Origin of the sequence: Sphingomonas sp. LM7 (assembly GCF_002002925.1) — a bacterium.
Classification (GTDB): Bacteria; Pseudomonadota; Alphaproteobacteria; order Sphingomonadales; family Sphingomonadaceae; genus Sphingomonas.
The window spans coordinates 3,062,395-3,078,594 of the sequence record NZ_CP019511.1; the positions used below are offsets into that span (position 1 = coordinate 3,062,395).

At 65.9% G+C, this 16,200-nt stretch carries 21 protein-coding genes; 7 read left to right on the plus strand and 14 right to left on the minus strand.

The genetic code is table 11. The features are described 5' to 3' along the window. Window positions 1-9: 9 nt before the first annotated feature. Window positions 10-2,163, plus strand: a complete 2,154-nt coding sequence (locus BXU08_RS14045) for a transglycosylase domain-containing protein (protein WP_077510623.1) — start codon at window positions 10-12, stop codon at window positions 2,161-2,163. Window positions 2,164-2,309: 146 nt separating this feature from the next. Here the strand turns inward: BXU08_RS14045 and BXU08_RS14050 are convergent, their stop codons facing one another. From BXU08_RS14050 to BXU08_RS14060, 3 genes are read right to left on the minus strand one after another with little or no spacing between them, the layout of a single operon-like run. Further along, window positions 2,310-2,948 (minus strand): M48 family metallopeptidase, encoded by a 639-nt coding sequence (locus BXU08_RS14050; RefSeq protein ID WP_376787761.1) that lies wholly within the window; start codon window positions 2,946-2,948, stop codon window positions 2,310-2,312. Window positions 2,949-2,989: 41 nt separating this feature from the next. Beyond that, window positions 2,990-3,427 carry a YcgN family cysteine cluster protein gene (locus BXU08_RS14055; protein WP_171982525.1) on the minus strand — a complete coding sequence of 146 codons (438 nt, stop codon included), beginning with the start codon at window positions 3,425-3,427 and terminating at the stop codon, window positions 2,990-2,992. Then, on the minus strand, window positions 3,424-4,011 hold the full coding sequence (locus BXU08_RS14060; RefSeq protein WP_077510626.1) for an SCO family protein: 588 nt from the start codon (window positions 4,009-4,011) through the stop codon (window positions 3,424-3,426). The genes BXU08_RS14055 and BXU08_RS14060 overlap by 4 nt, the downstream gene beginning before the upstream one ends. A 72-nt stretch (window positions 4,012-4,083) precedes the next feature. Between BXU08_RS14060 and BXU08_RS14065 the strand changes: the two genes are divergently transcribed. After that, window positions 4,084-4,692, plus strand: coding sequence for an ankyrin repeat domain-containing protein (locus tag BXU08_RS14065; RefSeq protein ID WP_077510627.1), 609 nt, complete (start codon window positions 4,084-4,086; stop codon window positions 4,690-4,692). Between the two features lie 4 nt (window positions 4,693-4,696). Here the strand turns inward: BXU08_RS14065 and BXU08_RS14070 are convergent, their stop codons facing one another. The 11 genes from BXU08_RS14070 to BXU08_RS14120 all read right to left on the minus strand — a co-directional run bounded on the left by BXU08_RS14070 (window position 4,697) and on the right by BXU08_RS14120 (window position 11,627). Then, window positions 4,697-5,179, minus strand: a complete 483-nt coding sequence (locus BXU08_RS14070; protein WP_077510628.1) for an MmcB family DNA repair protein — start codon at window positions 5,177-5,179, stop codon at window positions 4,697-4,699. 50 nt (window positions 5,180-5,229) lie between these two features. Beyond that, on the minus strand, window positions 5,230-5,877 hold the full coding sequence (locus tag BXU08_RS14075; protein ID WP_077510629.1) for a cell wall hydrolase: 648 nt from the start codon (window positions 5,875-5,877) through the stop codon (window positions 5,230-5,232). 154 nt (window positions 5,878-6,031) lie between these two features. After that, window positions 6,032-6,373, minus strand: coding sequence for a DUF1491 family protein (locus tag BXU08_RS14080; RefSeq protein ID WP_077510630.1), 342 nt, complete (start codon window positions 6,371-6,373; stop codon window positions 6,032-6,034). Beyond that, window positions 6,370-6,843, minus strand: coding sequence for a PaaI family thioesterase (locus BXU08_RS14085; protein WP_077510631.1), 474 nt, complete (start codon window positions 6,841-6,843; stop codon window positions 6,370-6,372). Before BXU08_RS14085 ends, BXU08_RS14080 begins: the two co-directional genes overlap by 4 nt. Beyond that, on the minus strand, window positions 6,830-7,297 hold the full coding sequence (locus BXU08_RS14090) for a PTS sugar transporter subunit IIA (RefSeq protein WP_077510632.1): 468 nt from the start codon (window positions 7,295-7,297) through the stop codon (window positions 6,830-6,832). The genes BXU08_RS14085 and BXU08_RS14090 overlap by 14 nt, the downstream gene beginning before the upstream one ends. A 135-nt stretch (window positions 7,298-7,432) precedes the next feature. After that, window positions 7,433-8,011 (minus strand): ribosome hibernation-promoting factor, HPF/YfiA family, encoded by a 579-nt coding sequence (gene hpf / locus BXU08_RS14095; protein ID WP_077510633.1) that lies wholly within the window; start codon window positions 8,009-8,011, stop codon window positions 7,433-7,435. 58 nt (window positions 8,012-8,069) lie between these two features. Further along, window positions 8,070-8,762 (minus strand): DNA polymerase III subunit epsilon, encoded by a 693-nt coding sequence (gene dnaQ / locus BXU08_RS14100; RefSeq protein WP_077510634.1) that lies wholly within the window; start codon window positions 8,760-8,762, stop codon window positions 8,070-8,072. Between the two features lie 6 nt (window positions 8,763-8,768). Next, a complete protein-coding gene (coaE, locus tag BXU08_RS14105; protein WP_077510635.1) occupies window positions 8,769-9,362 on the minus strand; it encodes a dephospho-CoA kinase in 594 nt (197 codons plus the stop codon). Beyond that, complete coding sequence (gene aroE / locus BXU08_RS14110) at window positions 9,359-10,192, minus strand: shikimate dehydrogenase (RefSeq protein ID WP_077510636.1); 834 nt, start codon at window positions 10,190-10,192, stop codon at window positions 9,359-9,361. The genes coaE and aroE overlap by 4 nt, the downstream gene beginning before the upstream one ends. After that, a complete protein-coding gene (locus BXU08_RS14115; RefSeq protein ID WP_253190599.1) occupies window positions 10,189-10,743 on the minus strand; it encodes a Maf family protein in 555 nt (184 codons plus the stop codon). The genes aroE and BXU08_RS14115 overlap by 4 nt, the downstream gene beginning before the upstream one ends. A gap of 62 nt (window positions 10,744-10,805) precedes the next feature. Further along, window positions 10,806-11,627 (minus strand): pyruvate, water dikinase regulatory protein, encoded by an 822-nt coding sequence (locus tag BXU08_RS14120; protein ID WP_171982526.1) that lies wholly within the window; start codon window positions 11,625-11,627, stop codon window positions 10,806-10,808. Window positions 11,628-12,079: 452 nt separating this feature from the next. Here BXU08_RS14120 and hemE point away from each other — a divergent pair, with 452 nt between their 5' ends. From hemE to BXU08_RS14145, 5 genes are all read left to right on the plus strand, one after another. After that, window positions 12,080-13,120 carry a uroporphyrinogen decarboxylase gene (gene hemE / locus BXU08_RS14125; protein WP_077510638.1) on the plus strand — a complete coding sequence of 347 codons (1,041 nt, stop codon included), beginning with the start codon at window positions 12,080-12,082 and terminating at the stop codon, window positions 13,118-13,120. Further along, on the plus strand, window positions 13,117-13,569 hold the full coding sequence (locus BXU08_RS14130) for a CopD family protein (RefSeq protein ID WP_077510639.1): 453 nt from the start codon (window positions 13,117-13,119) through the stop codon (window positions 13,567-13,569). Before hemE ends, BXU08_RS14130 begins: the two co-directional genes overlap by 4 nt. A gap of 198 nt (window positions 13,570-13,767) precedes the next feature. Continuing rightward, on the plus strand, window positions 13,768-15,024 hold the full coding sequence (gene rho / locus BXU08_RS14135; protein ID WP_029936932.1) for a transcription termination factor Rho: 1,257 nt from the start codon (window positions 13,768-13,770) through the stop codon (window positions 15,022-15,024). 118 nt (window positions 15,025-15,142) lie between these two features. Then, complete coding sequence (locus BXU08_RS14140; RefSeq protein ID WP_077510640.1) at window positions 15,143-15,436, plus strand: antibiotic biosynthesis monooxygenase; 294 nt, start codon at window positions 15,143-15,145, stop codon at window positions 15,434-15,436. A gap of 44 nt (window positions 15,437-15,480) precedes the next feature. Further along, window positions 15,481-16,167, plus strand: a complete 687-nt coding sequence (locus tag BXU08_RS14145; protein ID WP_171982527.1) for a TerC family protein — start codon at window positions 15,481-15,483, stop codon at window positions 16,165-16,167. Window positions 16,168-16,200: the final 33 nt, after the last annotated feature.

The window sequence follows — 16,200 nt, forward strand, 5'->3', positions numbered from 1 at the left end:
ACCGCTCCGATGGCTTCCAAGAAACCGAAAACCTCCCCCCGCAAATCCTGGTGGCGCTCCGGCTCCGCCTGGAAGAAGATCGGATTGTGGACGCTGATCAGCGGCGCCGCCGTCGGCCTGCTCGCCGTGATCGCGCTGGCGATCGCCGTCTATTCGACGCGTACGTCGCTCCCCAGCTATGACGAGCTCAAATCGTCGCCCAACGGGCAGATGGTCCGCGTCCATGCCGCTGACGGCACCGTGCTGGTGTCGCTCGGGCCGAGCTATGGCGAGTGGATCAAATACGACCAGATTCCGCAGGTGATGAAGGACGCGATCATCGCAGTCGAGGATCGCCGCTTCGAAAGCCATTGGGGCGTCGATCCCTGGGGTCTGGCGCGCGCGGTGCGCACCGGCATCGCCAATCGCGGCACCGGCCGCCGCCTGCAGGGCGCATCGACGATCACCCAGCAGGTGGCGCGAACGATCTTCCTGTCGAACAAATATGATTTCGGGCGGAAGATGCGCGAAGCGGTGCTCGCGCTGGCGATCGAGCGCAAATTCTCGAAGGAGCAGATCCTCGAGCTCTATCTCAACAAGGTCTATTTCGGCGGCGGCGCCTATGGCATCGACGCGGCCTCGAGGAAATTCTTCGGCCATCCGGCGAGCAATCTGAGCCTTGCGGAATCGGCAGTCATCGCCGGGCTGGTCAAGGCGCCGTCGCATTACTCGCCCACCGCCGATGCCGAGGCCGCCGTCAGCCGCGCCAGCGTCGTGCTCGACGTGATGGCCGAAACCGGCAAGATCAGCCGCGCCACTGCCGCGGCGACCGATCCGCGCACGGTCAAGCTCGCCCCCGAACCGCGCCAGAACAGCGTGCGCTACTTCACCGACTGGGCATTGCCGCAGCTTGAGACGCTGATCGACGAGACCGAGGCGCCGCTGGAAGTGTGGACCACGCTCGACCTGGGCATGCAGCGCGCCGCGGATGAGGCGATCCGCAAGAATGCGCCGGGCAATGCCCAGGGTGCGCTGGTCAGCCTCGACCGCGACGGCGCAGTGCGCGCGATGGTTGGCGGCAAGGATTATGTCGCGTCGATCTACAACCGCGCCACCCAGGCGACGCGCCAGCCGGGATCGGCGTTCAAGCTGTTCGTCTACCTCGCCGCGCTCGAGGCCGGGCATAAGGTCGATGACATGGTCGTCGACGAGCCGGTAACGATCAACGGCTGGACTCCGCGCAACAATTCGGGGCGCAATTCGGGCCAGATCACCATCCGCACCGCCTTCACCTATTCGATCAACACGATCGCGGCGAAGCTCGGCCAGGAAGCGGGCTTCGGCACTGTCGCGAACATGGCGCGCCGCTTCGGCATCACCACGCCGATCAACACCCAGCCGGCGATGGTGCTCGGTACGTCGAACGTGCGGCTGATCGACATGACCCGCGCCTTCGCCTCGGTGGGGCAGAAGGGCGTCGCAGTCACGCCGTATGGCATCACCCGGGTGACTGCGAACGGCAACGTCATCTACCAGCACGAAGTCGATAGCAGCCACGTCCTGGTCGCGCCCTATGTCGCCGCGCAGATGACCGACCTGCTGCAGACCGCCGTCGCCACCGGTACCGGTCGCGCCGCGCAGATCGGCCGTCCCGTGGCCGGCAAGACCGGCACGACCAGCTCGAACAAGGATGGCTGGTTCGTCGGTTTCTCCAGCGGGCTGACCACCGGCGTATGGATGGGCCGCGACGACGCCAAGGTCGTTCCCGGGCTGCAGGGCGGCACCGCCCCGGCCAAGGCCTTCGCCGCGTTCATGGGCAAGGCGGTCGCCAACCGGCCGGTCGAACAGTTCGAGACGCAGGTCACCTTGCCCGAATGGCAGCTCGAGCCCGAGGACAACGCCTATTACACCGCGCCCGACAACGGCATGTTCGTCGATGCCGACGGCAATCCGCTGCCCGAGAGCCAGCAGCCGCGCAGCGACGGGACCGAAGACCAGGTGCCCGCCGAAGAGAAGCTCGACCAGGACTGGATCGACCGGATGACCGGCAATCGCCCGCCGCCGCAGCAGCCCGAGACCGGCCGGGCGCCAACCCCGCGCGACGTTCCCCGGCTACCGCCGCAACAGCCTCGCCAGACGGCACCGCAAGAGCGCGCACCACGCGACAATAACGAAGGCTTCTAACCCGGAAAACTCCTTCCTCGCGAAGCGGGGGAGGGGGGGGCCGAAGGCGCCGGAGGGGCCCTTGCCACAAACGACACTGCTCGCGGCCAGGCCGGCTCTCTCCACCAGCTCGCTGGTCCCCCTCGCGAGTAAGGAATTCAGAGAGGCTAAGCCGCCGCGTCCCCGCGACCGACCCAGTGCAGCGCCGAGCCATTGCGCCGCAGCCAGTGTCGGGCCGGCGTCGGATCGGCTTCGTAGAGCGTCTCGACCAGCCGGTGGAACGCCGGCGAATGATTCATGTGGATCCGATGCGCGACTTCGTGCGCGACGGTGGCGCGGCGGACATAGTCGGGCGCCAGGATCAGCCGCCAGCTATAGCGGATCGCGCCCGACGAGGCGCAGCTGCCCCAGCGCCCGCGCGGGTCGCCGATAGAGACGCGGCTGACGCTCACCCCGGCACGTTCGGCATATTCGGCAGTCTCGGCGCTGAGCACGCGCAGCGCCTCGCCGCGCAGCCAGCGTTCGACGCGGCGCTCCAGCCCTTCTCGCGGCCCGCCACAGATCAGCCTGTCCTGGTCGAGCTTGGGCGTCCGCGGCTTGGTGGGCACCGACTCGATTTCGATCTCGCGCCCGGCAAAGGGGAAGCGCGCGCCGGGTATCAGCGGCAGCGTCTCGGGAAGCCGCGCCTGCTGCGTGGCGATCCAGGCATGTTGCTCCTCGGCCCAGGCCAGCCCCTTCTTGAGCGAGGCGCGTGGCGGAAGCGTCAGCCGGACGCGGCCGTCGCGCGGATCGACGGCGAGTCGCATGCATCGCGCCCGCGCGTGGCGGACGACTTCGATCCCCCCGCTCAAAGCTCCCGGTCCACGAGGTGGTGCTCGAAATCGCCGGCATCATCCTCGGAGATTGTCCAGCCGCGCGTCGATTGGCCGGCGGCATGCACCGATTCCGGATCGCCGCTCACCAGATAATGCCAGTCGGGGAGCTGCTTGTCCTCGGCGCGCAGCCGATAGGCGCAGGTCGAGGGCAGCCATTCGATTCCCACGACATTGCTGGCGTTCAGCCGCACGCATTCGCTGACATAGGCGTGGCGGTGGCGATAGTCGCTGCATCGGCCCATGCGGCGATCGAGCAGCCTGCAGGCGACGTTGGTCGCGTGCAACTCGCCGGTCTCCTCGTCCTCGAGCTTGTGCACGCAGCATTTGCCGCAGCCGTCGCACAGCGCTTCCCATTGCGCGCGATCCAGCTTGGCGAGCGGGGTATCTTCCCAGAAGCGGCCGCTGCTCATTGCACCCAATGCTTCACTTGTTCCGCGATCGCCGGCCCGTCCTTGTCGATCGGCAGCGACGCGATCGGCTCGCCGTTCGGCCCCATCAGGAACGCGACGGCAAGATGATCGACCATATAGCCACCGCCGGGCCCGGGCGGCTGCTTCTTGAAATAGACCGCATAGCTCTTTGCGACGGCGGCGATCGCCGCCGGGCTGCCGGTGAGGCCCACTACGCGCGGGTGGAAGTTGGCGACGAATTGCTTGATCGCCGCCGGGGTATCGCGCTCGGGATCGACGGTGATGAAGATCGGCACGACCTTGGCGGCCGCGCGCGGCGCTTCCTTGTCGAGCTGCTTCATCGCCTGGCCGATCTTGGCCATGTCGGTCGGGCAGACATCGGGGCAATAGGTGTAGCCGAAATAGACGATGCGGTATTTGCCGGCGAAATCGGTGTCGCGCACCGTCTGGCCGTCCTGGTTGGTGAGCGTGAACGGCCCGCCGATGCGGGCGCCGGCGAGCGGCGGCTCGCTGCGGGTGCCGCCACCGCACGCGGCGAGCGGGAGGGCGAGGGTCAGCGCGAGCGCGGGGAACAACCTGTACATGGCGCGCTCAGCCATGATCTGTTAGGCGATCGCTTGCAAGAACGGGGTTCAGCAAGAAGGTTTGACCGCATCATGGGTTTTCGTGTGTTCCGCGTAGCCGCTGCCGCCGCATTGGCGCTCACGGCCTTCCCCGCTGCCGCGCAGCAATTTTCGGACGGCTATGAATTCCTCAAGGCAGTGCGCGATACCGACGGCACCAAGGTCAACAAATTCCTGCTCGATCGCTCGCTTCGAATCGTCAACACCAAAGACAAGGGCACCGGCGAGGGCGCGCTGCATATCGTCGCCAGGCGCTCCGACGCGCTGTACCTGCGCGCGCTGCTCCAGGCCGACGACGTCAATCCCAATCTGCAGGACAATCGCGGCAACACCGCGCTGCTCCTGGCGATCGACCAGAACTGGATCGAGGGCGTCGGGATCCTGGTCAAGTACCGCGCCAATGTGAACCTCGCCAACAATGCCGGGGTCACGCCGCTGATCCGCGCGGTGCAGATGCACAATGCCGAACTGGTCCGCCAGTTGCTCGACGCCAAGGCCGACCCCGACCGCGCCGATTTCGGCAGCGGCAAGTCCGCGCGCGACTATGCCCGCGAAGGCACCCGCTGGCCCAACATCGCCAAGCTGCTCGCCGAAGCGCCCAAGGCCGGCGCGAAGTCGGGCGGCGTCGGCCCTTCGAACTAGGCGATCAGAAGACCTGCTCGGCGTCGGGATCGAGCAGGTGCGTCACCCGGCGCGCAGCCCGGCGCGCGAATGCCAAAGTGCACTTCCTGCGCGTCGCGCTCGCGAGCGGCACCGTCGCCGCCTCGCGCACCACCGCGGCATCATAGCGGTCGGCGACGATCAGCCCGGCGCGCGCAGGCAGGAACCCCTCCTGCTCGAACGGCCGCAAGTCGAACCCCGCGGGCACCGCCCAGAAGAAGCGGTCGCAATGCGCGAGATAGTCGCTCCATTTGGCGTCGCCGAGCAGATCGGCGCGCGACACCTTGATCTCGACGATGACGATATTGCCGCGCGCGTCGAGCGCCATCAGGTCGGCCCGCCGGCCGCCGTCGAGCGGCACTTCGGCGATCGTCGCGATGTCGTGGCGCAAGAACATCCGCGTCACGCCGCGGGCGACGTCGCTCGCCACGAGCGGTGCGTCGGATAGCAAAACAGCCGGGGAGGTCATCCCCGGCTGTTTAGAACATTTCACGAACGCCGAAAAGCCCGATCGGGCGATCAGCGATAGAAAACGTGATTGCCGACCGTGGCGACGCGCGGGCGGTTCCAGCTCGGCTTCACATAGCGGGCGTGGAAATAGAGCGCGTCGTCGGCGGGGCTGTCCCACAAATCCTTCTGCGCGACCTTGGCCACGGCGAGCGCCTTGCGCCACTGGGCATTGGCCGGCGGGGTCGGCAGCTTGCCGCCGCGGACGAACGAGAACTGGCCGCGCTGGGTGATTACCGAGCAGATCGACTTGGGAAAGCGGCCCGATTCGGTACGGTTGATGATCACGTCGGCAACCGCGAGCTGGCCGGCGAGCGGCTCGCTCTTCGCTTCGTAATAGACGCCGACCGCAAGGCAATTGAGCTCGGCACTGGCATCGCCGCCACCCTCGTGCGCGGCAACCGCGGCGGAGAGCGTGGCAAAATCCTGATCTTCCTGGAGCGCTGCCTGGGGCAGCGGCTGTACGATCTCGCCGTCCTGCTTCAGGACCGGCTGCGCCACGATCGTCGGCGCGGGAACAACATGATGTTCCTGAGTGTTGACTGCCTGAACCTGGGCCGCTTGGCTCGCCAGGTCGGCGTCGAGCGTGGCTGCATTCGCTAGTGCGCCAGCGCAGAAAGTCACAGCCGCGAAAGTCGCGGCGCGTGGCATGAACTTCATCAAACTTCGATACTGTGCGGTGGTGCGCGGCCAGCCCCGAATACATGTGGGACTGCCGGGCGTGCCCCCGACTGCGTAACCGCCCGATCTCACACCTCGGCCGGCACAACGCTATTGAACGATTGCCGCCCTTGCCCTTCGCGCGTGCACAAAGTCAATAAAGGTCGAACGTTTCAGCGGCGAAGCGTTCGGCTTCCGCGATATCCAGTTCGACCACCCACAGATCCGAGTCGAACCCGCGGCGACGCTGCCAATAGGCGCTGACGGCCGCCGCATCCCCAATATCTTGAGGTCCCGACGCGATCAGCGCCGGTACGCCCTGCGGCCCGAGCCCGCGTTCGAAGAAGCGCGGATTCGTGCCCTTTTGATACGTCAGGACCAGGATTGCGCCGGCGGTAGCGTCGCCTTTCGCAAGCACCATCGCCGATCCGCCGGCCTGGTTCACGCGCCGCACCAGCGCGCTCACCAGCACCGCGCTCGTCAGCCGCGCCGTCATTCCGGCCGATAGCCGGGCAGCGAGGCGAGCGGGATCCGCGAACGCATGAACGTACCTGTGCCGCGCGCCGCTTCCTCGCCGCTGGCGTCTATCAGCCGCGCCTCGGCCACGAACACCCGGCGCTGGCCGCTGACCCAGCGGCCCTCGGCGATCACCGGGCCTTCGCCCAGCGGCTTGGTGAACAGCAGGTTGAATGCCGTGGTCAGCAGGAAACGATCGGTGACCAGGCTGTTCGCGGCATAGAAGGCGGCATCGTCGAGCATCTTGAAATAGCTCGTCCCATGCACCGCGCCGGCGGCGTGGAAGAACCGCGAGTCGATGTCGAAGCGGATGCGCGCGACACCGCCCTCGGCGATCTCGAGCACCGATTCGAACAGCCGGTTGATCGGCGCGGCGGCGTAGAGCGACTCCAGCGCGCGGAAATGTGCCTCGGCGCCGCGAGGCTCGGGGCGCGGCTCAGGCGGCGTCACGCGTCTCCACGCCGGCCAGCAGCGCGAACAAGGCGTCGGGCGAACCCGCACCGCGCAGCTTGGCGGCGAAATTGCGGTCGCGCAGCTTGCGCGAGACGCAGGCCAGCGCCTTGAGATGCTCCGCGCCCGCACCCACCGGCGAGAGCAGCATGAATATCAAGTCGACGGGCAGATCGTCGATCGCCGCGAAATCGACCGGCTGGTTGAGCCGGACGAAGACGCCGACGACGTGGCGCAATCCTTCGAGCTTGGCGTGCGGGATCGCGATTCCCGAGCCGAAGCCGGTCGATCCCAGCTTCTCGCGCAGGGTCAGGCCGTCGGTCACCTGCCTGGCGTCGACTTCATAGGCATTCGCCGCCGCGGCGCCGAGTTGCTGGAACAGGGTCTTCTTGTTTGCCGCCGCCATGCCGGCGAGCACCGCCTCGGGCGTCAGCAAATCGCTGAGTTCGGTCATTGGTCGTCCAAATGCAGTCCGCCCCCGCGGCGGCCCTCCCCTAGGCCGATGTGCGGTCGGGCTCAAGCCGCCGGCCGGCCGCCGCGAAAGCGACGGACGACCGGCCGATACTCGGTCAAAATCTTCCGCGCGCGACTAGGTCCGGTTGGGCTCGACCCAGCCGATCGTCCCGTCGCCGCGGCGATAGACCATGTTGTGCGTGCCGGTCGCGGTATTGCGGAACAGCAGCGCATTGGTATGCCGAAGATCGAGCATCATCACTGCGTCCGAAACCGTCGCCTCGGGCACGTCGACGCGCGTCTCGGCGATGATCAGGGGTGCGTCGGCAGGCTCTTCTTCCTGCGTGGTCTCCTGGAACAGCGTGTAGCCGGCGTCGTACGCGCCGTTCTCGGCGAGCGCGATCACCGCGCCTGCCTGGCGATCCTTCAATCGGCTGGTGTAGCGGCGCAGCTGCTTGTCGATGCGATTGGCGGCGCCGTCGAACGCGCCATTGGCTTCCATGCCGGTGTTCGAAGATTTGAGCACCAGCCCCTGCATGACGTGCATGACGATGTCGCAGGTGAAGCCGTTGTCGTGCGGTCCCTTGCCGAAGGTGGTGTGTGCCGAAATCGACCGCGAGAAATATTTGTCGGCGATACCCTGGAGTCGTTCGGTGACCAGCGTCTTGAGCGCTTCGCCGGTTTCGACCTGATGGCCTGAGACTCGGATATCCATGACTTTCACCTCCGCTTCAAAATGAGGTCGCTCCGTCGCGGGCCTCGCCCGTATCCGATCAGCCGGATGCGGTCAGGGCCCAGAGCGGCTCCTCCAACCCTTGGACAAAGGCTGCGTGGCGCTCAAGTTCCACAGCCGATGCCGCAAAATGCCGCGCGGGCCGCACATGGACCCGAGTCGAGGCCTCGGCCGGCGTCTCGCGCATCACCGGCGCATCGACGGCGAGGCCCAGCGTGATCTGGCGGCCGCCGGTCAGCTCGACATAGACCTGCGCCAGCAGCTGCGCATCGAGCAGCGCCCCGTGGAGCGTGCGCGCGCTGAGATCGATGCCATAGCGTGAGCACAGGGCGTCGAGCGTGTGCTTGGCGCCGGGATGCTTCACGCGCGCAATCGCCAGCGTATCGACCATCCGGGTCGTACAGATCACCGGCCGCCCGCACCGCCCCAGCTCTCCGTTCAGAAAGGCGAAGTCGAATCCGGCATTGTGCGCGACCAGCGGACAGTCGCCGAGAAACTCGATGATGTCCTCGACCACGTCGTGGAACAGCGGCTTGTCCGACAGGAAGCGCGCGCTGAGGCCGTGGACGCGCTCGGCCTCGGCCGGCATGTCGCGCTGCGGATTGACGTACCGATGCAGGTGCTTGCCGGTCGGCACGCGGTTGACCAGCTCGATGCACCCGATCTCGACCAGCCGGTCTCCGCCCGCGAAGCTGAGCCCCGTAGTTTCCGTATCGAACACGATTTCGCGCATGCCGCCTTATCCTCCCGCCGGCGTCGTGAGGCAAGTGAGGACCGCGCGTACCTTTTCACGGGTTTCTTCGATCGGCGCGTCGGTACAAATCACGAAGTCGGCACGGCGGCGCTTCTCGGCGTCGGGAAGCTGGCGGACGAGGATCGCCTCGAACCGCTCGGCAGTCATGCCCGGGCGGCCCAGAACACGGTCGCGCTGCACTTCGGGCGGTGCCGAGACGACGACGATCTTGTCGACGCCGGCCCAGCCGCCCGCCTCGAACAGCAACGGCACGTCGAGCACCACCACCGGCGCGTCGGCATTGGCCGCGAGAAACGCATCGCGCTCGGCCGCCACCGCCGGGTGGACCATTGCCTCGAGCCGGCAAAACGCCGCCTCGTCGCCGAACACGACTTCGCGCAACGCCGCTCGATTCACCCCCTCGGCGCCGGTCGTGCCGGGGAAGGCAGCCTCGATCGCTTGGACCAGCGCGCGGCCGGGCCCCTGCAACGCGTGGACAGTCTCGTCGGCGTCGAACACCGGCACGCCTTCATCGACGAACATCTGCGCCACGGTCGACTTGCCCATGCCGATCGACCCGGTGAGGCCGACCGTGATCATTTGGTCAGCAAGTCCCTGACTTCCTCGTCGCGGTCGCGCGGCGGCTCGGCACCGAAAAACAGCTCGAAGGCGAGCGCGGCCTGCCCGATCAGCATGTCGAGGCCATCGACCGTGTCGAGCTCGCGGGCGCGTGCCTGGGCCAGCAGGGGCGTCTCCAGCGGCGCATAGACGATGTCATAGACCACTGCGTCTTCGGGAAGCGGCGCCAGATCGAGTTCGAGCGGCGGCTGGCCGACCATGCCGAGCGCACTGGCATTGACCAGCAGATCCACCGGAGGAAGCGGGCTGCGCAGCGGAACGGCGTCGCCCTTGATCCCGAAGCTCGACAGCAGCGCCGCCGCCTTGAGCACGTTGCGGTTGAGGATCGTCACCCGGCCGATCCCGACCCGCGACAGGGCGAACAGGATCGCGCGCGCGCCGCCCCCCGCGCCGATCACCGCGGCGTGGCGCCCTTCGAGATCGAGCCCGGCGATCGGTGCGTAGAAGCCGCCGGCATCGGTATTGGTTCCGATCAGCACGCCGTCCTCGGCGCGGACCACCGTGTTGATCGCGCCGATCGAGCCGCGAACGTCGCCGCGATCCTCGACATGATCGAGCGCCGCCTGTTTGTGCGGGAGGGTAATGTTCGTCCCGCGCCAGTCGGGATCCTCTCGCTTCGCCTCGAAATAGGCGCCGAGCCCGTCGGGCGTGACATGCGTCGCGCGATATTCGGCGTCGATGCCGAGCGCATTCAGCCAGAAGCCGTGGATCAACGGCGACTTGGAATGCGCGATCGGATCGCCGATCACTTCGGCATAAGCCTGTCCCGAGCCTCGTCGAGGGAGCGTCATGACGTCAAAACTCCGCGAACGCGCAGATAGTCGAGCAGCGGTAAAATCGGCATACCGAGAATCGTGAAATGGCTGCCTTCGGTGCGGCTGAACAGCTGCACGCCGGGCCCCTCCATCCGATAGCAGCCGACGCAGCCGCCGATCGCGGGCCATTCGGCGTCGAGATAGGATTGGATGAAGTCCTCCGACAGCGACCGCACATGCATCCGCGCGCGATCGACATGCCGCCAGATCCCGCGCCCGCCCTCGGCGATCACCGCCGCGCTGTAGAGATCATGGTGCCGGCCCGACATCATCCGGAGATGCTCGGCGGCGTTCTCGCGGCTCACCGGCTTGTCGAGCAGCGTCCCGTCGTCGAGCGCCACTACCGAATCGCAGCCGAGGACCAACGAGCCGGGCGCAAGCCGCGATACCTTGAGCGCCTTCAGTTCGGCGAGCGCATCGGACAAGTCGCGGGCGGAAATGCCCCCGGCGATCAGCGAGTCCTTGGCCGAAGCCTCGTCCACTTGCGCGGCGACCGCTTCGTACGGCACGCCCGCGGCGTCGAGCATCGCCCGGCGCGACGCGCTTTGCGAAGCGAGGATCAGGCCTGCCCCTGGGGGACCCGACGGAGTCATGCGTCGCGCGCCTTCAAGGCCCGCTCGTTGCACAGCTGGATGATCGCCGCCGCGGTCTCCTCGATCGAGCGCCGGGTGACGTCGATCACCGGCCAGCCATTGTCGGCGAACATGCGGCGGGCAAAGGCGATCTCGCGCTGGACCGAATCCTGGTCGACATAGCTCGTCTCCGTCGCCTGGTTGAGCGACAGCAGCCGGTTGCGGCGGATCGCCACCAGCCGGTCGGCGCTGGTGGTCAGGCCGACGACCAGCGGATGGCGCAGCGTGAACAATTCGGGCGGCGGCGGCGATTCGACCACCACCGGGATGTTGGCGGTCTTGTAGCCGCGATTGGCGAGGTAGATCGATGTCGGCGTCTTGGACGATCGCGACACGCCGGCGAGGACGATATCGCATTCCTCCCAGTCCTCGGCGCCGATCCCGTCGTCATGCGCCATGGTGAACTGGATCGCATCGACGCGCGCGAAATAGGCGGCGTCCAGGGTGTGCTGCCGCCCCGGCCGCGCCTTGGCCTCCTGGCCGAGCAGGTTGGAGAGGGCATTGCTCACTGCATCGAGCGGCGCGATCGCGGGCAGTCCCATCGCGCGGCAGCGGCTTTCCAGCGTGCGGCGGACGTCGTTGTTGACCAGGGTGAAGATCACGAGTCCCGGATTCTGGGCGATTTCCTCGAGAATCCGCTCGAGATGCGCCTCGCTGCGCACCATCGGCCAGAAATGGCGCAGCGTCTCGACATCGTCGAACTGCGCCAGTGCAGCCTTGGCGATATTCTCCAAAGTCTCGCCGGTTGAGTCCGACAGAAGGTGAAGATGGAGGCGCATCAGGACGCAGTGCGTGAATCTGTGGAGAACATGCCCAACACCCGCTAGCGCAACCACGCGCAACGGCCAAGCGCGCGAAACCGGGGACTCGGCTCGCGATCTTTCCACAACCCCGTCCCCAAGCTCGGGTTCCGATCCACAGGCTGTGGAAAGCGGGGAGATTGCTTCCGAATCGAAGGGGTCTGGTGGAGCCGGCAGAGTCAATCTGTGGGCAAGATGAGGGCGATTCCACAGTTCCCGGCATCCACGCCCCTACTGACTCCAACAACCTATAGATTCTCTTTTTTATAGATATTGGGTTCGCTGAATCGGGGTGCCCGACACACGGATCCGTTCGTGCTGCACTCGTCGAAGCACAGCCCTCAAGCACTAGGTTCGCGGCACGACTCCCTTCGACAGGCTCAGGACGAACGGACTGGAACTGGCTGTGGGGACGGTGCAGAGACGGCCAGATGCAACCTGCCAGTTCCAAGCCCCTGCTCGCGACTCTCAAGGGCGAGCGTCAGTCGATTCCGCCGATCTGGCTGATGCGCCAGGCGGGACGCTATCTCCCCGAATATCGCGCGTTGCGGGAGGAAAAGGGCGGCTTCCTTGCACTGGCGATGGACAGCGATGCCGCGGCGGAAATCACCCTCCAGCCGATCCGCCGATTCGACATGGATGGCGCGATTCTATTTTCAGACATATTGATCGTGCCGATGGCGCTGGGGCAGGACCTGTGGTTCGAAACCGGCGAAGGTCCGCGCCTGGCCCCTACCGTCCAGGCCCGTGACGTGCTGGAAGGGCTCCAGGCGGCGCCTGAGAAGCTCGAACCCGTCTATGGCACCGTGCGGCGTGTCGCAGCGCAATTGCCCCCTCAGACCAGCTTCCTGGGCTTTGCAGGCAGTCCCTGGACCGTCGCGACTTATATGATCGCCGGGCAGGGCAGCCGCGAACAGGCCGAGGCGCGCCGGCTCGCGTATCGCGACACCGCACTGATGCAGGCGATGGTCGATCGTATCGCCGAATGCACGATCGACTATCTGCTCGGCCAGATCGCGGCCGGGGTCGAGGCGGTGCAGCTGTTCGACAGCTGGTCGGGCAGCCTTTCTCCCGCGCAGTTCGAGCAATGGGTGATCGCGCCGACCGCGCGGATCGTCGCCGCGCTGCATGAACGCGCACCGGGTATCCCGGTGATCGGCTTTCCCAAAGGTGCCGGCGGGAAGCTCCCTGCCTATGCCCGCGAGACCGGCGTCGATGCAATCGGCGTTGACGAGACAGTCGACCCGGTATGGGCACACGCATCGTTGCCTGAGAACATGTCGGTGCAGGGCAATCTCGATCCGCTCGCGCTGATTGCGGGTGGCGCGACGCTCGACACGGCTATCGACCGCATCCTTTCCGCTTTCGCCGAGCGCCCGCATGTATTCAATCTTGGCCACGGCATCCTGCCCGACACACCGATCGCGCATGTCGAGCAATTGCTGGCGCGGGTGCGGGGAGGCAAGGCGTGACCGGGTGGCTCGGCAACGCCTATTTGTGGGTCAAGGCGTTCCATATCATCTTCGTAATCTTCTGGATGGCGGGGCTTTTTCTGCTGCCACGCTATCTCGTCCATCACCAGGAAGCGCTCGGCACGCCTGAGGCAGTGGCGTGGGAAAAGCGCGAGGGGACGCTTCGCCGGATGATCCTCAGTCCCTCGATGATCTTGGTCTGGCTGCTCGGCATCGCCCTCGCCGCCAATGTCGGGTTGTTCGATGGCCAACCTGGTCTTGGCTGGCTCCATGCCAAGCTGCTCCTCGTGCTCGCGTTGAGCGGCTATCATGGCTGGGCGGTCGGCTATTCGAAGAAGCTGGCCAAGGGGCAGGGCAATATCGCACCGCGCCGCTTGCGCATGCTGAATGAGATCCCCGCTCTTGCCGCCGTGCTCATCGTCATCCTCGCAGTGGTCAAGCCGTTCTAAATTTGCAGCAGCGCTGAACTTCCCGCAATTTTGATGCGCGCGAATCGGTGCGATGCCCGTTGACTTGCGGGAGTCCCGCACCTAATTCTCAGGAGACCGGTCGCTCCTCGGGCGGCGGTTCCTTCCTTTAGCATCGCCACTCGTGCGCATTCGCCGATCCGACGCTCTCCCCATAGCTTTCCAGCACCCGGACTCCCCATGCATCTCAAGGAACTCAAGAAGACCCCGCCCGCCGAATTGGTCAGCATGGCCGAGGAGCTGGGTGTCGAAAGCGCTTCGACGCTCCGCAAGCAGGACCTGCTGTTCGCGATCCTCAAGGCCCAGGCCGAGAATGGCGAGCAGATCATGGGCGAGGGCACGATCGAAGTGCTCCCCGACGGGTTCGGTTTCCTGCGCAGCCCGCAAGCCAACTACCTCGCCGGCCCCGACGATATTTATGTCAGCCCCAACCAGGTCCGCAAATTCGGCCTGCGCACCGGCGACACCGTCGAAGGCGAGATCCGCGGCCCCAAGGACGGCGAGCGTTATTTCGCGCTGACCCGGCTGGTCTCGGTCAATTTCGACGATCCCGATGCTGTCCGCCATCGCGTCAATTTCGACAACCTCACGCCGCTTTACCCTGAGAGCAAGCTGACGCTCGACACGCTCGATCCGACGATCAAGGACAAGTCGGCGCGGGTGATCGACATCGTCGCGCCGCAGGGCAAGGGCCAGCGCGCGCTGATCGTCGCGCCGCCGCGGGTGGGTAAGACGGTTCTGCTCCAGAACATCGCCCGCGCGATCACTGAGAACCACCCCGAGGTGTTCCTGATCGTGCTGCTCATCGACGAGCGTCCCGAGGAAGTCACCGACATGCAGCGCAGCGTGAAGGGCGAGGTGATCTCCTCGACCTTCGACGAGCCGGCGCAGCGTCACGTCCAGGTCTCTGAAATGGTGATCGAAAAGGCCAAGCGCCTGGTCGAGCACAAGAAGGACGTGGTGATCCTGCTCGACTCGATCACGCGTTTGGGCCGCGCCTACAACACCGTCGTCCCGAGCTCCGGCAAGGTGCTAACCGGCGGCGTCGACGCCAACGCACTGCAGCGTCCGAAGCGCTTCTTCGGCGCCGCGCGCAACATCGAGGAGGGCGGTTCGCTCTCGATCATCGCCACGGCGCTGATCGACACGGGCAGCCGCATGGACGAAGTCATCTTCGAAGAATTCAAGGGTACCGGTAACTCGGAAATCGTCCTCGATCGCAAGGTGGCCGACAAGCGCATCTTCCCGGCGCTCGACGTCGGCAAGTCGGGTACGCGCAAGGAAGAGCTGCTCGTCGACAAGAACAAGCTGTCCAAGATGTGGGTGTTGCGCCGTATCCTCATGCAGATGGGTACGATCGATGCGATGGAGTTCCTGCTCGACAAGATGAAGGACTCGAAGACTAACGAGGACTTCTTCGACTCGATGAATCAGTAACCGCCAGCAGCCTGGATTAGCCTCGCTAATTCAGGACTTGCTTCGGCTCGGTCGGCAGAGCGTCGTTTCTACTGACGGTATAGGGCTTGCCATACTAGCCGAGGGGGAAGCCACAAGCGTGATCGTCGAACACGCCCTTCTCCAAGTCCGCGCAGGCGAAGGCACTGCCTTCGAAGCGGCAATGCGCCAGGCTCGGCCGCTGATCGCCGCATCGTCGGGCTTCGTCTCGATCGAGGTCCGCCCTGCCGCCGAACATGCGGACCGCTACCTACTTCGCGTCGTCTGGACCGATATCGCCGCGCATCGGGACGGCTTTCGTATGTCGGACCGCTATCAGGACTGGCGCAAGCTGCTCCACGGCTTCTATGAACCGATGCCGCTGGTCGAATATTTCGGGGAGTCGATCGTTTGAGCCTGTTAGCGCTGCTGTCTGCCGTTACGCCTGCCGTAAGCGGCATGGGGTCTCCGCTGGAGATCTGGCACCATATCGTCGCCGATTTCTCGAACATTACCGAACCGGCGGCGCTCGCCGCATTCGGATCGGTGCTGATGATCGACCTGGTGCTGGCCGGCGACAATGCGATCGTCGTCGGCGCGCTCGCCGCGGGGCTCCCCGCCGACCAGCGCAAGAAGGTCATCCTGATCGGCATCGGCGCAGCGTTGGTGCTGCGGATCTTCTTCGCGCTCATCGTCAGCTGGCTGATGGGGATCGTCGGGCTGATCTTTGCCGGCGGATTGCTGTTGTTGTGGGTCAGCTGGAAATTCTGGCGCGAAATCCGCGAGGGCAGTCACAGCCCGGGCTCGGAAGAGATTCACGGCGACGAGCGTTCGGGCGTCAAATCGGCCCGGAGCTTTGCCGGCGCCGCCTGGGCAGTCGCTGTCGCCGACGTGTCGATGAGCCTCGACAATGTCCTCGCCGTCGCCGGCGCGGCGCGCGAGCATCCCGGCATCCTGGTCGTCGGACTGCTGCTGTCGGTCGCGCTAATGGGCCTCGCCGCCAACTTCATCGCCAAGCTGATCGATCGCTATCGCTGGATTGCCTATATCGGCCTTGCCGTGATCGTCTTCGTCGCCGGCAAGATGATCTACGAAGGCTGGGTCGGCAGCCACGAGACCCCGGGGATTATCAGCTTCTTCGTCTAGTGGTCACCCCGCGAAGGCCGAGAGCTGAACGCT

Excerpts from the sequence above, each read along its gene's own strand:
- BXU08_RS14090 (WP_077510632.1), bottom strand. The coding sequence starts at position 7,297 with ATGACCGAACTCAGCGATTTGCTGACGCCCGAGGCGGTGCTCGCCGGC.
- BXU08_RS14055 (WP_171982525.1), bottom strand. The coding sequence starts at position 3,427 with ATGAGCAGCGGCCGCTTCTGGGAAGATACCCCGCTCGCCAAGCTGGAT.
- hemE (WP_077510638.1), top strand. The coding sequence starts at position 12,080 with ATGCAACCTGCCAGTTCCAAGCCCCTGCTCGCGACTCTCAAGGGCGAG.
- aroE (WP_077510636.1), bottom strand. The coding sequence starts at position 10,192 with ATGACGCTCCCTCGACGAGGCTCGGGACAGGCTTATGCCGAAGTGATC.
- rho (WP_029936932.1), top strand. The coding sequence starts at position 13,768 with ATGCATCTCAAGGAACTCAAGAAGACCCCGCCCGCCGAATTGGTCAGC.
- BXU08_RS14065 (WP_077510627.1), top strand. The coding sequence starts at position 4,084 with ATGGGTTTTCGTGTGTTCCGCGTAGCCGCTGCCGCCGCATTGGCGCTC.
- BXU08_RS14120 (WP_171982526.1), bottom strand. The coding sequence starts at position 11,627 with ATGCGCCTCCATCTTCACCTTCTGTCGGACTCAACCGGCGAGACTTTG.
- BXU08_RS14075 (WP_077510629.1), bottom strand. The coding sequence starts at position 5,877 with ATGAAGTTCATGCCACGCGCCGCGACTTTCGCGGCTGTGACTTTCTGC.
- coaE (WP_077510635.1), bottom strand. The coding sequence starts at position 9,362 with ATGATCACGGTCGGCCTCACCGGGTCGATCGGCATGGGCAAGTCGACC.
- BXU08_RS14070 (WP_077510628.1), bottom strand. The coding sequence starts at position 5,179 with ATGACCTCCCCGGCTGTTTTGCTATCCGACGCACCGCTCGTGGCGAGC.
- BXU08_RS14115 (WP_253190599.1), bottom strand. The coding sequence starts at position 10,743 with ATGCTCGACGCCGCGGGCGTGCCGTACGAAGCGGTCGCCGCGCAAGTG.
- dnaQ (WP_077510634.1), bottom strand. The coding sequence starts at position 8,762 with ATGCGCGAAATCGTGTTCGATACGGAAACTACGGGGCTCAGCTTCGCG.
- BXU08_RS14080 (WP_077510630.1), bottom strand. The coding sequence starts at position 6,373 with ATGACGGCGCGGCTGACGAGCGCGGTGCTGGTGAGCGCGCTGGTGCGG.
- BXU08_RS14045 (WP_077510623.1), top strand. The coding sequence starts at position 10 with ATGGCTTCCAAGAAACCGAAAACCTCCCCCCGCAAATCCTGGTGGCGC.
- BXU08_RS14050 (WP_376787761.1), bottom strand. The coding sequence starts at position 2,948 with ATGCGACTCGCCGTCGATCCGCGCGACGGCCGCGTCCGGCTGACGCTT.
- hpf (WP_077510633.1), bottom strand. The coding sequence starts at position 8,011 with ATGGATATCCGAGTCTCAGGCCATCAGGTCGAAACCGGCGAAGCGCTC.
- BXU08_RS14145 (WP_171982527.1), top strand. The coding sequence starts at position 15,481 with ATGGGGTCTCCGCTGGAGATCTGGCACCATATCGTCGCCGATTTCTCG.
- BXU08_RS14060 (WP_077510626.1), bottom strand. The coding sequence starts at position 4,011 with ATGTACAGGTTGTTCCCCGCGCTCGCGCTGACCCTCGCCCTCCCGCTC.